This is a genomic window from Lacisediminihabitans sp. FW035, from assembly GCF_054880895.1.
Genome location: NZ_CM142187.1, coordinates 40,363 through 54,567, shown reverse-complemented (window position 1 = coordinate 54,567; position 14,205 = coordinate 40,363). Strand labels below are relative to the sequence as shown.

Annotated in this window: 14 protein-coding genes; 6 read left to right on the top strand and 8 right to left on the bottom strand. The window is 68.1% G+C overall.

Going from position 1 to position 14,205, the window contains the following annotated elements:
* Nucleotides 1-33 precede the first annotated feature (33 nt).
* Nucleotides 34-465 (top strand): MarR family winged helix-turn-helix transcriptional regulator, encoded by a 432-nt coding sequence (locus ACVXZ4_RS00280; RefSeq protein WP_461796261.1) that lies wholly within the window; start codon nucleotides 34-36, stop codon nucleotides 463-465.
* Complete coding sequence (locus ACVXZ4_RS00275; protein ID WP_461796260.1) at nucleotides 462-1,451, top strand: SDR family oxidoreductase; 990 nt, start codon at nucleotides 462-464, stop codon at nucleotides 1,449-1,451. The genes ACVXZ4_RS00280 and ACVXZ4_RS00275 overlap by 4 nt, the downstream gene beginning before the upstream one ends.
* Nucleotides 1,452-1,659: 208 nt before the next feature.
* Here the strand turns inward: ACVXZ4_RS00275 and ACVXZ4_RS00270 are convergent, their stop codons facing one another.
* Genes ACVXZ4_RS00270 through ACVXZ4_RS00245 form a run of 6 tightly spaced genes read right to left on the bottom strand, consistent with a single transcriptional unit; the run spans nucleotide 1,660 to nucleotide 7,620 of the window.
* The gene (locus ACVXZ4_RS00270) at nucleotides 1,660-2,586 is read right to left on the bottom strand and encodes a 1-phosphofructokinase family hexose kinase (RefSeq protein ID WP_461796259.1); all 927 of its coding nucleotides are present in this window, start codon (nucleotides 2,584-2,586) and stop codon (nucleotides 1,660-1,662) included.
* Nucleotides 2,583-3,509: a carbohydrate kinase family protein gene (locus ACVXZ4_RS00265; RefSeq protein WP_461796258.1), complete on the bottom strand. Its 927-nt coding sequence runs from the start codon at nucleotides 3,507-3,509 to the stop codon at nucleotides 2,583-2,585. Before ACVXZ4_RS00265 ends, ACVXZ4_RS00270 begins: the two co-directional genes overlap by 4 nt.
* A 26-nt stretch (nucleotides 3,510-3,535) precedes the next feature.
* A complete protein-coding gene (locus ACVXZ4_RS00260; protein ID WP_461796257.1) occupies nucleotides 3,536-4,390 on the bottom strand; it encodes a carbohydrate ABC transporter permease in 855 nt (284 codons plus the stop codon).
* Complete coding sequence (locus ACVXZ4_RS00255; RefSeq protein ID WP_461796256.1) at nucleotides 4,390-5,355, bottom strand: carbohydrate ABC transporter permease; 966 nt, start codon at nucleotides 5,353-5,355, stop codon at nucleotides 4,390-4,392. Before ACVXZ4_RS00255 ends, ACVXZ4_RS00260 begins: the two co-directional genes overlap by 1 nt.
* The gene (locus ACVXZ4_RS00250; protein WP_461796255.1) at nucleotides 5,355-6,689 is read right to left on the bottom strand and encodes an extracellular solute-binding protein; all 1,335 of its coding nucleotides are present in this window, start codon (nucleotides 6,687-6,689) and stop codon (nucleotides 5,355-5,357) included. Before ACVXZ4_RS00250 ends, ACVXZ4_RS00255 begins: the two co-directional genes overlap by 1 nt.
* 46 nt (nucleotides 6,690-6,735) lie before the next feature.
* The gene (locus ACVXZ4_RS00245; protein ID WP_461796254.1) at nucleotides 6,736-7,620 is read right to left on the bottom strand and encodes an SIS domain-containing protein; all 885 of its coding nucleotides are present in this window, start codon (nucleotides 7,618-7,620) and stop codon (nucleotides 6,736-6,738) included.
* Nucleotides 7,621-7,773: 153 nt separating this feature from the next.
* On the opposite strand from ACVXZ4_RS00245, the gene ACVXZ4_RS00240 reads away from it, so the two are divergent.
* From ACVXZ4_RS00240 to ACVXZ4_RS00230, 3 genes are all read left to right on the top strand, one after another.
* On the top strand, nucleotides 7,774-8,838 hold the full coding sequence (locus ACVXZ4_RS00240) for an amidohydrolase family protein (RefSeq protein WP_461796253.1): 1,065 nt from the start codon (nucleotides 7,774-7,776) through the stop codon (nucleotides 8,836-8,838).
* Between the two features lie 434 nt (nucleotides 8,839-9,272).
* A complete protein-coding gene (locus ACVXZ4_RS00235) occupies nucleotides 9,273-9,650 on the top strand; it encodes a YciI family protein (protein ID WP_461796252.1) in 378 nt (125 codons plus the stop codon).
* The gene (locus ACVXZ4_RS00230) at nucleotides 9,632-10,843 is read left to right on the top strand and encodes an RNA polymerase sigma factor (RefSeq protein WP_461796251.1); all 1,212 of its coding nucleotides are present in this window, start codon (nucleotides 9,632-9,634) and stop codon (nucleotides 10,841-10,843) included. Before ACVXZ4_RS00235 ends, ACVXZ4_RS00230 begins: the two co-directional genes overlap by 19 nt.
* 220 nt (nucleotides 10,844-11,063) lie before the next feature.
* Here the strand turns inward: ACVXZ4_RS00230 and ACVXZ4_RS00225 are convergent, their stop codons facing one another.
* Together ACVXZ4_RS00225 and melA are read right to left on the bottom strand one after the other, a co-directional pair.
* A complete protein-coding gene (locus ACVXZ4_RS00225; protein ID WP_461796250.1) occupies nucleotides 11,064-11,909 on the bottom strand; it encodes a class II fructose-bisphosphate aldolase in 846 nt (281 codons plus the stop codon).
* A complete protein-coding gene (gene melA / locus ACVXZ4_RS00220; RefSeq protein WP_461796249.1) occupies nucleotides 11,906-13,222 on the bottom strand; it encodes an alpha-galactosidase in 1,317 nt (438 codons plus the stop codon). Before melA ends, ACVXZ4_RS00225 begins: the two co-directional genes overlap by 4 nt.
* Nucleotides 13,223-13,334: 112 nt before the next feature.
* Here melA and ACVXZ4_RS00215 point away from each other — a divergent pair, with 112 nt between their 5' ends.
* Nucleotides 13,335-14,150: a DeoR/GlpR family DNA-binding transcription regulator gene (locus ACVXZ4_RS00215; protein WP_461796248.1), complete on the top strand. Its 816-nt coding sequence runs from the start codon at nucleotides 13,335-13,337 to the stop codon at nucleotides 14,148-14,150.
* Nucleotides 14,151-14,205: the final 55 nt, after the last annotated feature.

Sequence of the window (14,205 nt, the reverse complement as noted above, 5' to 3'; positions counted from 1 at the left end):
ACTAACTAATAGTGTACTCGCTAAGCTGGGACTATGGATCCGCTCGCCCTCGATCGTCAGGTCTGCTTCGCCCTCGCCGCCGCCTCGCGCAGCGTCATCGCCCTCTACCGCCCGGTGCTGCAGCCCCTCGGCCTGACGCATCCGCAATACCTCGTCATGCTCGCGCTGTGGGAGCGCAGCCCGCGAACGGTCAGCGACATCGGAGCGACCCTGCTGCTCGAGCCGGCGACACTCTCACCACTGCTCAAGAGGCTCGAGGGCGCCGGATTGCTCACCAGGGCCCGCAGCCTCACCGACGAACGCGCCCTCGACGTGAAATTGACGCCGGATGGCGCGGCCCTCCGCGAGCAGGCGGAAGCGGTGCCCCCGCAGATCGTCGACCGGCTCGGGATGCCCCTTGCCGAGCTCGAGCGCATCCGCGACGACTTGACGAAGCTCATCGCAGCCGCGACCGTAGAGGCATGACACCTCTCTCAATCCTGTTCATCGGCGGCACCGGCACGATCAGCTCCGCGGCGAGTGCCCGAGCCATCGAGGAGGGCCACGAGGTGACCCTCCTCAATCGCGGCCAGTCCACCCTGCGCCCGGTGGCGGTCGGCGCCGAGGTGCTCGTCGCCGACGTGCGAGACCCCGCCTCGGTCACGGAGGCCCTGGCCGGCCGCGAGTTCGACGTCGTCGTCGACATGGTCGCGTTCACCCCCGAGCATGTCGCCCAGGACATCGAGCTCTTCACCGACCGGGTCGGGCAGTATGTGTTCATCTCCTCGGCATCCGCGTACCAGAAGCCGCCGGCACGGCTGCCGATCCTGGAGTCCACTCCGCTGCGCAACCCGCACTGGCAGTACTCGCGCGACAAGATCGCCTGCGAGGACCTGCTCGTCGCGGAGTACCGGGCCAGCGGATTCCCGGCCACCATCGTGCGCCCCTCCCACACCTACGACCGCACGAGCCTTCCCCTCAACGGCGGCTGGACCGCGATCGACCGCATGCGCCGGGGCGCCCCCGTCGTGCTTCACGATCACGGATCCTCCCTCTGGGCGCTCACCCACGCCCGCGATTTCGCGGTCGGCTTCGTCGGCCTGCTCGGCAATCCGCACACGATCGGCGGGGCCATCCACATCACTTCCGACGAGTTGCTGAGCTGGACACAGATCACCCACCTGATGGCGGATGCCGCGGGTGCCGTTCCGAACATCGTGCACGTCACCTCGGATGCGATCGCCGCCGCCGACCCCGACATGGGTGCCGGACACCTCGGCGACCGCAGCCACTCGATGATCTTCGACAACAGCCTCGTCAAGTCGCTCGTGCCGGCCTTCAACCCGACGACGGGATTCGCGGAGGGTGCCCGCGAGATCATCGACTGGTACGACGCGCATCCCGAGCAGCAGATCGTCGATCCCGTGCTCGACGCTCTCTTCGACCGACTGGCCGCGAGCGCGGGCGCGTAGCCCGGCCGCTGCTTCTCTGAAGGCAATCGCTCGCGGCGGGGGTTACGCGCCCTCGCGGAGGCTTAGGCGCGTCATGGCGGGAGTCGTGTCTCCCTCCGCGACGTCATATCCCCGCCGCGAGAGGTTCAGGACGTCATATCCCCGCCGCGAGAGGTTTGCGCGACGGACAGCCCTCCCGCTCGGCTCAGCCCACCCGCAAGCCTCAGCCCTACGCGAGCTCGACGGCCACCACGACCTCGCCCGCGATCCGCGTCGCGTCCCCCGCCGCGAACACGCCCGCGCCGGGCACCAGGGCGTTCGCGGTCGCGGCGCCGGCCGCCAGGCGGAGGGCCTCGTCGAACGGATCCCCGCGGTCGAGACCCGCGAGCAACCCGCCGAGGTAACTGTCCCCGCTCCCGACCGGGAACCGTCCGATCGCGCCCGTCCACGTGGCCCGCCAGCGCGAGGAACCGTCGACCGCGACGGACCCCTCCGCTCCATCGGTGATCACCACGCGGCCACCGGTCTCCGAGCGGATGCGGAGGGCGAGGTCGAACACCTCCGTCGCTGTATCGAGACCCAGCAGCTCCGCCGCCTCCCGCCGGTTCACCTTCACGAGATCCGGCCGCGCATCGAGCGCCGCGGCGAGCGCGGCGCCATGACTGTCGATCGCCACCGTTTGCCCGAGCGAGTGACCGAGGCGCACGAGTCCGGCGAGTTCATCGACCGCGACCGTGGGCGGCATCCCCCCGGAAATCGCCCACCACCCGGCCGCTGCGGGCATCCCGAGCAGACTTCTGAGTGTTGAGAGTTCCCCGCTACTGACGGCTGACGGATGCTCGTACAGCTCGCTCAGCAGCCCGCTCGCAGCGGACGCGATTGAGACGCACGTGCGGGTCTCGGCGACGGCCTCCACCGCGTCGAGCGGCACCCCGGCGGACGCGAGGTCCCGCCGGATGAACTCCCCGGCCGAGCCGCCCAGGACCGCAACCGCCCGCACTGATGCCCCCACCACGCGAGCCGCCCGCGCCGCATTCAGCGCCTTGCCGCCCGCCGCCCGGAACACACCCGTTGGCCGGAAGGTGCCGCCCTCGAAGAATTCGTCGACGAGATAGGTGACGTCGACCGAAGGGCTGAGCGAGACGAAGCTGATCATGCGAGGTGGGCGGTGAGCTCCGACAGCGTGGCCTGGGCCGGCGTTCCTCCGGCGGCCCTGGTGGAGAGCGATCCCGCCACTGTCGCCCAGCGCACTCTCTCGGACTCCGAGGTGACACCGGATGCCACGGCCGCGAGGTATCCCGCGTCGAAGCTGTCACCGGCTCCGGTGGAGTCCCGCGCATCGAGCACCAGCCCCGGGGCGCGCACAACGGCGGAATCGGCGGCGACGGACCATCCGCCCTCCCGTCCGACCTTCGTCACAACGCGTGGGCCGAGCGCGGCGACGCCGCGGGCCAGGTCTTCGTCGGAATCGCCGGTCACACCGACGGCTCCGGCGATCGCCCGCAGCTCCTCGAGATTGGGCATCAGGATGTCGACGAGCGGCAGCACTGCGGCAAGACCCGCCCACTGTTCGGCCGGGTCCCAGTTGGTGTCGAGGCTCGTGGTGACCCCGAGCGCGCGCAGGGTGCGCAGCACCGTCGGCAGTTCGGCGGCGAGGCCGGGGAGCAGGAAGTAGGAGGCGAAATGCACGTGGGAGACGCCGGATGTCGCGGCGAGCACGGCGTCGCCGGTGAGGGTGGGAATGGAGCCGAGCAGGGTGAGGATCGACCGGTCGGCCGGAGCCGAGAGGATGACCGAGAGCCCGGTGGGCAGCGTCGGGTGCACACCAAGGGGGGAGACATCCACGCCGGCCTCGGTGAGCCAGTGCCTCGTGAGCCTGCCGAATTCGTCGTTTCCGACAGTGGCCGCGAGGGCGGTGGGTACGCCGAGCCGTGCGAGCCCGTGGGCCACGATGCCGGCCGAGCTTCCCAGAGTGAGATCGGCGGAATCGAGAAGCTGCTCGGCCTGGCCGAACCGCGGCACGACATCCCCGCGCAGAACCAGGTCGACGTTGGCGTCACCCACCACAAGAATCGTCACGTCGGCCTCCTCTGTCGTCCCCGTCCTCATCCTTTCAGCCCGGTGAACGTCATCGTCGCCACAAACTGCTTCTGGGCGAAGAGGAAGAACAGGATGAGCGGCAACGTGGCGATCACGTTACCGGCCATCAGCAGTGACCAGTCGGTTCGGCGTGTTCCCTGGAAGTTCGCCAGTCCGAGCTGCAGCGTGAAGGCGTGCGCGTCGTTGATCGCGATCAACGGCCAGACCAGGTCGTTCCACGAACTCAGCAGCGTGAAGATCGCGAGTGTGGCGAGCGCCGGTCGCGCCAGCGGAAGGATGATGCGGAAGAACACCTGGAGCCTGGTGCACCCGTCGATCAGCGCAGCCTCCTCGAGTTCCGCGGGCAGCGAGAGGAAGAACTGCCGCATCAGGAAGATGCCGAAGGCGGAGGCGAGCCACGGCACGATGGCGGCACCGAGGGTGTCGATGAGGCCGATTCGGGAGAAGACGATGTAGGTCGGGATCATGAGCAGCTGGGTGGGGATCATGATCGTCGCCAGCACGGCAAGGAAGCCGAAGTTGCGCCCCGGGAACCGGAGCCGGGCGAATCCGTAGCCGGCGAGGGAGCACAGGACGAGATGAGACACGATCGCGGAAGCCGAGACGATCACCGTGTTGCCGAGCCAGAGGAAGATCTGCGACTGGTCGAATAGTTTCGCGTAGCCGTCGAAGGTGATCGTGGAGGGGAAGAACCGCGGGGGGAACCTGTTGATCTCGGCGGCGGGGCTCACCGAGGTGAGGAACATCTGCACGAACGGGATCGCGAACAACACGGCGACGGGCGCGAGGAACAGGTGCCAGCCGCTGAATCGCCGGCGCCGGCGGGTACGAGGGGGAATCCGGGTCTGGATCGCGGTCATCAGAAGCCCTCGGTCTTGGATCGGCGGGAGTAGACGACGACACCGATGGTGATGATCAGGGTGAGCGCGAAGAGTCCGTAGGCCACGGCAGACCCGTAGCCGAACTCGAGCTTCTGGAACGCGGTCTGCCAGAGGTAATACACGATGGTCTGGGTGGCATTGAGCGGCCCACCGCGGGTGGTCGTGTAGACGAGGTCGAACAGTTGGATGGCGCCGATCAGCTGCCAGATCGTGGCGAAGATCGTCACCGGCATGAGCTGTGGCCACACCACCGCCCAGAAGGCCTCCCACCGGTTGGCCCCATCGATCCGGGCCGCCTCGAGGAGTTCCGCCGGGGTGTCCTGCAAGGCCGCGAGATAGATCACCGTCGTGAATGCCGCCTGGCCCCAGAGCGACATGATCGTGATCACGACCATTGCCTGCGAGGGATCCTCCAGCCAACCCTGCTGCGGGAGGCCGAGCACCCGAAGCACGTTGTTGACCAGGCCGAACTGCGGGTTGAACAGATAGGTGGTCAGAATGCCCGTGACGGCGGCCGAGGCGACGAAGGGGACGAAGATCGCCGTGCGATAGAGGCCGATGAAGCGGATGCGGCGGTTCAGGGCGACCGCGAGGAACAGGCCGAGGCCGATGGAGGTGGGAACGAACAACAGCACGTAGAGCACCGTGTGGAAGAAAGCGTCGTGAAGTTCGCTGTCGGTGACCATCTGCTGGTAATTGCCGAGGCCGACGTTCTGCGCCGGGCTGAACCCGTTCCACTTCTGCAGCGAGAGGAAGAATGCCCAGATCGCGGGGAAGATCGACAATCCGAGCACGATCACCAGCGCCGGGACCACGAAACCCCAGCCCTCGAGGGCCTCCCGCAGCCGGCGTCGGCGCTTGGCCGTGGTCCGCCGCGCCGGCGGCGGGGCCGGAGCGCCCCGACGCTCCGTCTGCACCTCCGGCTCGACCGCGACCCGGGTCATCACTTGTCCTTCAGCGCTTTGTCTGCCTTCGCGGCGGCCGTCTTCAGCGCACTGTCGACAGTGCCCTTGCCCTGCAGCACCTGCGACACCGCATCGCCCAGTGCCGCGGAGAGTCCGACGTATCCGGCGACGGTGGGTCGGGCGATGGTGGCATTCACCGAGTTGGCGGCCATCACCTCGAGCCCGGGGTTCTCTTCGACTTTCTTCTTGAAGGCGGCACTGTCCACCTCGCTCGAGCGCAATGGCAGGTTGCCGATGGCCACGTTGAACTGTTCGTCCTGTGCCGGGTCGGTGAGGAACTTGGTCCACTCGTAAGACCAGTAGGCGCGGTTGGCGTCCTTGTGGTCGAACAGCGCCCAGATGTCCGGGCCCGACACGGTCGTGTGCTTTCCGTCGGTGCCCGGGAGCACGGTCACGCCGTACTTGGTTCCCGCGACGCCGAGATCGTAGAGCTGCCAGGGGCCGGAGGTGATCATGCCGATGGCGTTGCTGGTGAAGAGTTGGCCGTATTTTGTGTCCGTCTGGTCGAGATAGACACTCTTGTCGTCCACGGCCATATCGCGCAGGAGAGTCAGCGACTTCCTGCCCGCCTCGCTGTCGAATGCCGACTTCGTGCCGTCGTCCGAGAGGATCGAGCCGCCGTTCTGCCACAGGTGCGGCCAGAGCTGCCAGGTGGTGTCCTCACTCCCCGAGACCGAATAGCCGTAGCCGTAGATCTTCTTCGCCGGATCGGAGATCTTCTTCGCTGCCGCGCGGAAGTCGTCCCAGGTCCAGCTGTCGGTGGGGTAGGCCACCTTGGCGTTATCGAACACCGTCTTGTTGTACAGCAGCGAGATGTTGTCGACGACTGCCGGGAATCCGATGGTCTTTGCCCCGGTCGGGCGTGCGGTCTGCTGCGCCGCCTCCGAGAACTCGGACCACTTGACTGTCGGGTCGGCGACCTTCTTCGTGATGTCGAGGGTGCGTCCCGATGACTCGAGCTGGCTGGACCAGGACCCGAACGCGTAGGAGAGGTCGGGGTAGTTTCCGCCGGCGAAGCTCGCCGAGAGCTTCTGCAACAGGTCTTCGGTGGAGGAGGCACCCGGCGAGACCGTCAGCGACACATTGGGGTGCAGCTTCTCGAATTTGGCGGCGAGCTTCTCGATCAGCTTCTCCGCACCGGAATCCTGGCCCGTCCACATGGTCAGCGAGACATTCGCCTTCTTATCGAGTGTTGCCGATCCGGTCGTGCCGCCGGCGCAGCCGGCCAGCAGGGCCACTGTGGCCATGATGGCGAGGCCACTCGCAACCGCTCGCGTGCCGCCGAACCTGGATCTGGTGAATTTCGTGAGCATCGATGATCTCCATTCAAAAGTGTTCGACGGGCTGGGGCGAAACCTGCTAGCTGAGGATGACGGACCGGCTGAGATGACGCGGGGTGTCGGGGTTGAGGCCCCGACTCTGGGCGAGCGCCACGGCGAGGCGCTGTGCCTGCACCAGTTGCACGAGGGGGTCGAGGTCGTCGGCATGCACCGTCGCCCCGGTCGCTGCGATGTCGGCGATCAGGTCGGGCTGCACCTCGCCGAAGATCCAGACGAGCGATCCCGGATGCGCGACCGCGATCGGTCCGTGCCGGTAGTCGAGCAGCGGGTACGACTCCGACCACGCCTGTGCCGCCTCACGTACCTTGAGTGCCGCCTCCTGCGCGAGCCCGTAGGTCCAGCCGGATCCGAGGCACACGAAGTGGTCGAACTCGGCCACGTCGTACGGGAAGGGGGCGGCGAGGGCGGCGGCCGCGGCGCGCGGGAGCCCGGCGACGTCGTACCCGTAGGCCTGGCGGGCGAGGATGAGCGTCGAGGTGGGGAAACGGGTCTGCACTACCGACTTCTCGTCCGCGAAGTCGAGCACGAGCGAGTTGTCGACGAGCTCGTGCACGGCTTCGTCCCGCACCCCGGTGATGGCGCTGCGGAGCGTACCGGGATCGACCGACGCAAGGGCACTGAGCACTTCGCTGGTGTTCCCCGAGCGGGTGATCGCCACGACGCGGTCGTAGTGACGACCCGGCGTCCACTCCGAGGCGTAGGCGGCGTCGGTCTCGCCGAGTCCGGCGCGCTCCCTCAGCAGGGCGAGCGACTCGGCCACGAACTCCGAAGTACCGCATCCGAGGAACAGCACTCGCTCGCCGGGGAGACCGAACGCCGAGCGGTCCTGTTCGAGCAGCGCGGTCTCCCACATGGCCGGCTGGCTCTCGATCTCGTCGCCGGTGATGGTGTTGGGGATGCTCATGGGTGCCTTCGTTCTGCGGGGGACGTGCGGAATTGATCCATAGTGAGACCAGGAGTGTTCATATGACAAGAAAAACGCCTGAGTCGCTCAGTTTGGCTGAGCGGTTGACGGCTCCACGCCCGCGCGCACCATCAGGCTTGGCACAATGTCGCCATGGAATCTCCCGACTGGGCCGCCCTCGCCGGCCTCCCGCTCACCGCCTGGACACCGCGCTCGCAGCTCACAGCGCGGGTGACGGCGGTGCCGCGCGCGCGGGTGCCGGCCATCGACGTCCACAACCACCTCGGCCGTTGGCTCAGTGACGGGGAGTGGATGATCGACGACGTCGACGCGCTTGTGGCCATGATGGACGACCGCGGCGTCGAGACGATCGTGAACCTCGACGGCATGTGGGGCGACGAACTCGACGCCAACCTCCACCGCTACGACCGGGCGCACCCCGGCCGCTTCCTCACCTTCTGCCAGCTCGACTGGACGCTCCTCGCCGACGGAGACGGCGAGCGGATGCTGCGCGAGTCCCTCGACGACAGCGCGCGGCGCGGCGCGCGCGGCCTCAAGGTCTGGAAGAACCTCGGCCTCACCGTGCGCGACGCCTCCGGTCTCGTGCTTCCGGATGACGACCGCGTGGTGCGTATCCTCGCCCACGCCGGGGAGCTGGGGCTTCCGGTGCTCATCCACGTGGCCGACCCGAAAGCCTTCTTCGCGCCGCTCGACGAGCACAACGAGCGCCTCGACGAGCTGCTTCAGGAGAAGGACTGGTGGTTCGGCGACACGAGCAGGCATCCCCCTTTCGATCGCCTGCTCGACGCGCTCGCCACCCTCGTGATCGCGACCCCGGGCACGCGTTACATCGGTGCGCACGGCGGATGCGCGGCCGAAGACCTCGATCGTGTCGAGTCACTGCTTGCCGTGGCCCCCAACTTCGCGATCGACATCGCCGGGCGGCTGGCCGAACTCGGCCGCCAGCCGCGCCGCTTCCGCGAGTTGATCGAGCGCTTCCCGGACCGAGTGCTCTTCGGCACCGACATCTATCCGATCACCAGCGAGCAGTACGAGCTGCACTTCCGGTTCCTCGAATCGGATGACGAGTCCTTCGAGTACGCGCCGGAGTCGCCAATCCCTCCGCAGGGCCGGTGGACGGTCTCCGCCCTCCACCTTCCCACTGAGCGGCTCGAGGCGATCTACCGCGACAATGCCCGGCGGGTGCTCGGCCTGTGAGCTCGGCCTCTGAGCTCGGGCTCTGAGCATCCCCCTACCGTTTTTGCGACCACCACCGTGTGCACACTGCGGGGTGGTCGCAAAAACGGGAGGTGGATCGCGGGGGAGACACCGCGCTCGCCCTCATCGCCGAGCCAGCGCTGGCGGGCTGCACGACGATCTCCGATCCACCCGCGTGCCCCGCGCAACAGCCGGTCATCCCCTTCACGGTTCCCGGCGCCAACGGCCTGAGTCGTTGGCCGACCCCCGCTGCCGTCCGTCCGGCCATCCACCTCCCGTTTTTGCGACCACCCCCCTGTTCACACACGGGGGTGGTCGCAAAAACGGGAGGTGGTGGAGGGCGCACGCGCTGATCGATTTTCGGACTGCTGTCGATCGACGCTGTCGGCGGTCGTCACCTTCATGACAGCATCACTTACGAGAAAGGATCCACGATGCGATATTCACTCCTGCTCAACTACTCAGAAGCGGGTGGGGCCGAAGCTCCCGCCGAGGCGATCGCTGAGGCCCAGGCCGCCTTCGACCGTTACGCCAAGTCGCTCGAGGCGGCCGGCGTGCTGATCGGTGCCGACGTGCTTCAATCGGTCGCGGCATCCACCACCGTGACGCTGCGAAGCGGCAGCCTGCAGGTGCAGGACGGTCCCTTCGCCGACACCAAGGAACAACTCGGTGGCGTATTCCTGATCGACGTGCCCGACCTGGATGCTGCGCTCGCCTGGGCGGAGAAGTGCCCGGCTGCACAATGGGGCACCATCGAGGTACGTCCGACGGCGGTCTACTTCGCGAACGGGCAGTGGAACCCGACGGCCTGACCGCCAAGCGGGCGGAGGAGGTGGCCCAGTCGTCTTACGGACGACTGCTCGCCGTGCTCGCCGCCCGCACCGGCGACATCCCGGCCGCCGAGGATGCCCTCGCCGATGCCTTCGAACGGGCGCTGCGCACCTGGCCGAAGTCCGGCATCCCCGACAATCCCCAGGGCTGGCTCGTGACCGTGGCGAAGAACCGCTGGCTCGACGCGCTCAAGAAACGCCGGCCGCCGTGGGAGGCGACCGGGTCCGTCGAGGACGACCCCGATCGCATCCCGGACAGGCGGCTCGAGTTGATGTTCGTGTGCGCGCACCCGGCGATCGACCCCGCGGTGCGCACGCCGCTCATGCTGCAGGTGGTGCTGGGATTCGAGGCCTCCGTGATCGCAACCGCCTACGCGATCCCCCCGGCGACGATGGCCCAGCGCCTTGTGCGGGCGAAACGGCGGATTCGGGATGCCCGCATCCCCTTCGTCGTCCCCGAGCGGGACGACATGCCGACCCGACTCCCGGCGGTGCTCGAGGCCGTCTACGGTGCGTACGCGATCGACTGGCAGCTCGTCTCCGACACGACGGTGCGCGACTCGCTGGCGCCGGAGGCCCTCTCGCTCGCCACACTCCTCGCGGCGCTGCTGCCCGACCCTGAGACCCTCGGTCTCGCCGCTCTGCTCTCGCTCTCGATCGCCCGGGCCCCGGCGCGCATCAGCGAGGGGATGCTGGTACCGCTCGACGAACAGGACACCACTCTCTGGGACGCCGCCCTCATTGCCAACGGGGAGGCCCTGCTTCACCGGGCTCACGCCTATGGACGCATCGGCCGCTTCCAGCTCGAGGCCGCGATCCAGTCGGTGCACTGTGCGCGGGCGTCGACCGGCGTGACGGACTGGCCGGCACTGCAGAGCCTGTATGCCGCGCTTGTCGTGATCGTGCCGACACTGGGGGCGAGCGTCTCCCGAGCCGCGGTCGCCGCCCGGGTCGAGGGCCCGCTCGCCGGGCTCGCCATGCTCGACGCGCTCGGCGGGCCGGCATTCCAGCCCTACTGGGCCGTGCGCGGGCACCTGCTCACGCAACTCGGGAGATTGGAGGAGGCGTCCACGGCGCTCGCCAAGGCCCTGAGCCTCACGACGGAGCCGGAGGTGCGGGCCTACCTCATCGGCCGCGGCGCGGACGGAGCATCGCGAGTCAGCCCACTGACATGAGGGTGTCCTTCTGGCGTCGCCGGCGTCCACGCCCTCTGCGGCTTCTGCGGCTTCTGCGCTACATGGCATCACAGGCGCGAATTGCGCTCGCCCGCACCTACTCCCTGTTTCCGGGGGAATTCGCGGTCGACCCGGATGCTGCGGACGCGGCGAACACGCGCTGCCCTCGAACACGCGCTGACCCGCGAATCACAGCGACTCGCGAGACTGGCCGCGGCGACTATCCCGCGATGACCCCGCAGAGGTGCGCGACGAGTTCGCTCACCCGATCGCGCGCCGGCGCGAGGTATCGCCGCGGGTCGGTCAGCGTCGGGGAGGACCCGAGCACAGCACGCACCTCGGCGGTGAACGCGACATTGAGACCAGTGCCGACGTTCACCTTACGGATGCCCGCTGCCACGGCCTCCCGCAGCGCGGCATCCGGTACCCCGGACGAGCCGTGTAGCACCAGCGGCACCGGCACGATCGATGCGAGCCGCGCGATGAGCTCTAGGTCGAGAGCCGCGGTCTGCGCGGTCATCGCGTGGGAGCTGCCGACCGCCACGGCGAGGCCGTCGACGCCCGTGGCCTCCACGAATCGCGCCGCCTCCGACGGATCCGTGCGCACGCCGGGCGCGTGGGCACCGTCCTTGCCGCCGACCTCCCCGAGCTCGGCTTCGATCCAGAGACCCGCGGCCCGACCGCGCGCCGAGGCGGATGCCGTGAGGGCCACGTTGCGATCGTAGGGTTCGGTCGACGCGTCGATCATGAGCGATCCAACCCCCAAGCGTGGGCCGAGCGCGATCGCCTCGTCGACGAGCGTCGGCGACTCGAAGTGATCGAGGTGGATGCCGATGGGCGAGCGCGCAGAGCTCGCGAGCTCCCGGCACGCCGCCAGCAGCGGTCGCATGCCGCCGTGGTATTTCACCGCATTCTCGCTCAGCTGCAGCAGCACTCCGATGCCCGCAAGGTCGGCGCCGGCGACGATCGCCTCCGCGTGCTCGAGCGAGATCACGTTGAAGCTCGGCACCGCGCGACCCCGGGCGACCGCGTCGTCGATCAGCGCTGTCGTCGAGCCGAGGGTCACAGCGTGTCTGCCGGGATGAGTTCGCGCAGCGGGTCCGGCAACAGCTCGCCGTGAGCGGCCACCAGATCGTTGCACAGCGCCCAGATCTGCTCGGGGGTGAGCGTGGAGTTGGCATTCGGATCCATCAGGACGGCCTGGCGGATGAGCGTCGCGTTGCCGGTGCGCGCGGCCTCGATCGTCAGCTCGGCCACCGAGAGGTAAGGCCGGTTGAGGGCGGCGCACTGCACGGGCAACGCACCGACGGCGTGGGGGCTGAGGCCCGAGGCATTCACCGTTGCCGGCACCTCGACAACCGAGCCCTGAGGCAGGTTGTCGATGAGGCCGGTGTTGACAACGTTGGCGTGGATAACCCGCTGCGTGCCGGTGACCATCGAATGGATCACCTGCGGGGCGTACTCCGCCGCGTTCTGCTCGAGCTCGAGGGGCGTGCCGTCGGCGAGGGAGCGCTTCGCCTGCTCGAACTCCGCGACGTTCTCCTCGCTGATGCCGATGTATTCCAGCGGCTGGAGTCGGTAGCGCTCGATCTGCTGCGGCGAGCGCAGGAACCAGGGGAGGTACTCCGAGGAGTGCTCGCTGGTCTCGGTGGGATAGAAGCCCAGCCGACGGAAGATCTCGACGCGAACGCGGCGCGAGAGGCCGTCATCCTGCCGGATCTTCTCGCGCAGCAGCGGGTAGAGGTCCTCGCCGTCGCGGGTCCACTCGAGAAGCCAGGCCTGGTGATTGACGCCGGCCGCGCGGTACCGTGTCTCCTCTATCGGAACGCCGATCAGCTCGCCAAGGTCGTGCACGGTCCAGTAGACGCTGTGGCAGAGCCCGACGGCCTTGACCTCCGGCGCGACGACAGAGGCCCACCAGATGTTCATCGCCATCGGGTTCGTGTAGTTGAGTAGCCAGGCGTCCGGGCAATAGCGGCGGATGTCCGCCGTGAGGTCGCTGAGCACCGGGAAGGTGCGGAGGGCGCGGAAAACACCCCCCACCCCTGTCGTGTCGCCGATGGTCTGGTTGAGCCCGTAGCGCGCAGGGATCTCGAGGTCCTTGCGGGTGGCGTCGATGCCACCGACCTGGATGGTGTTGATCACGAAGTCGGCACCCTCGAGAGCCGCCCGCCGATCGAGGGTGCTTGTGATGGTCGCCGATGCCCCGAGCCGCTCGTTCACCTGCCGCGCCGTGCCCTCTGCCACCGCGAGACGCGCGGCATCCACGTCGTGGAGCACGATCGAGATGTCGCGCAGCTCGGCGAACCCGAGGAGGTCGGCCACGAGCTGGCGGGTGAACACCACGCTGCCCGCCCCGATGAAGGTAACCGTTGTCATAGTGCGATCATCGATGCATATGATCAAACCGCGCAAGTTCGCGATACTATTTTGGTCGAACTGTGCAGAATTACTGATCGGTATGTCTCAAGCACGCAATCGAAGGAGCCGGATGACCATCACCGCACCCGGATTCCTCGTGCCGCGTGCCGCCTCGTCCAAGCGCTCGCAGCGCATGGTGTCGATCCTCGAGTTGCTCGCACAGCGATCGAGCGTCTCCCTCGCCGAGTTCTCGGATGCCCTGCACGCCTCTGCGGCGACGATCCGCCGCGACCTCGCCGACCTCGAGGCGCAGGGCTTGCTCTCGCGCACCCACGGCGGTGCTCGGGCGGTCGGCAGCCAGTCCGAGCTACCGGTGCGGCTCAAGGATTCGCAGTTTCGCCACGCCAAGCAGCTGATCGCGCGCAAGGCCGCTCAGCTCATCCCGAGCGGCCGTTACGCGATCGCCCTGAGCGGTGGATCAACGACGGCCGAGGTCGCGAAGGCGCTGGCCAATCGTTCAGAGCTCACCATCGTGACGAACTCGCTCACCACCGCGATGGAGTTCGCCTCTCGCCCGAACCTCAAGGTGCTGATGACCGGCGGGCTCATCCGCTCCAACTCCTTCGAGCTGGTCGGGTCGCTCGCGGAGAACACCTTCAACGCGATCAACGTCGGCACGGCCATCCTCGGCACCGACGGCATCAGCGCCCTCGCCGGAGCCACCACCCACGACGAGACCGAGGCCAAGACGAACCTCGCGATGGTGCTGCATGCCGAGCGCGTGCTGGTGGTCGCCGATGGGTCGAAGGTGGGGCGTGTGACGCTGGCGAAGGTGGCCGCGCTCGATCAGATCCACGAACTGGTGACCGATTCGACCGCGGACCCGGATGAACTGGAGCGCATCGCCGCGGCCGGGGTCACCATCCACGTGGTCGACGTCGGCTGAGCGCGCCTGCGCGCCTGCGCGCCTGCGCGCCTACCTGCCTGCCACGCCTGCCTGC

Excerpts from the sequence above, each read along its gene's own strand:
- ACVXZ4_RS00280 (WP_461796261.1), top strand. The coding sequence starts at position 34 with ATGGATCCGCTCGCCCTCGATCGTCAGGTCTGCTTCGCCCTCGCCGCC.
- ACVXZ4_RS00275 (WP_461796260.1), top strand. The coding sequence starts at position 462 with ATGACACCTCTCTCAATCCTGTTCATCGGCGGCACCGGCACGATCAGC.
- ACVXZ4_RS00270 (WP_461796259.1), bottom strand. The coding sequence starts at position 2,586 with ATGATCAGCTTCGTCTCGCTCAGCCCTTCGGTCGACGTCACCTATCTC.
- ACVXZ4_RS00260 (WP_461796257.1), bottom strand. The coding sequence starts at position 4,390 with ATGACCGCGATCCAGACCCGGATTCCCCCTCGTACCCGCCGGCGCCGG.
- ACVXZ4_RS00255 (WP_461796256.1), bottom strand. The coding sequence starts at position 5,355 with ATGACCCGGGTCGCGGTCGAGCCGGAGGTGCAGACGGAGCGTCGGGGC.
- ACVXZ4_RS00250 (WP_461796255.1), bottom strand. The coding sequence starts at position 6,689 with ATGCTCACGAAATTCACCAGATCCAGGTTCGGCGGCACGCGAGCGGTT.
- ACVXZ4_RS00245 (WP_461796254.1), bottom strand. The coding sequence starts at position 7,620 with ATGAGCATCCCCAACACCATCACCGGCGACGAGATCGAGAGCCAGCCG.
- ACVXZ4_RS00240 (WP_461796253.1), top strand. The coding sequence starts at position 7,774 with ATGGAATCTCCCGACTGGGCCGCCCTCGCCGGCCTCCCGCTCACCGCC.
- ACVXZ4_RS00235 (WP_461796252.1), top strand. The coding sequence starts at position 9,273 with ATGCGATATTCACTCCTGCTCAACTACTCAGAAGCGGGTGGGGCCGAA.
- melA (WP_461796249.1), bottom strand. The coding sequence starts at position 13,222 with ATGACAACGGTTACCTTCATCGGGGCGGGCAGCGTGGTGTTCACCCGC.
- ACVXZ4_RS00215 (WP_461796248.1), top strand. The coding sequence starts at position 13,335 with ATGACCATCACCGCACCCGGATTCCTCGTGCCGCGTGCCGCCTCGTCC.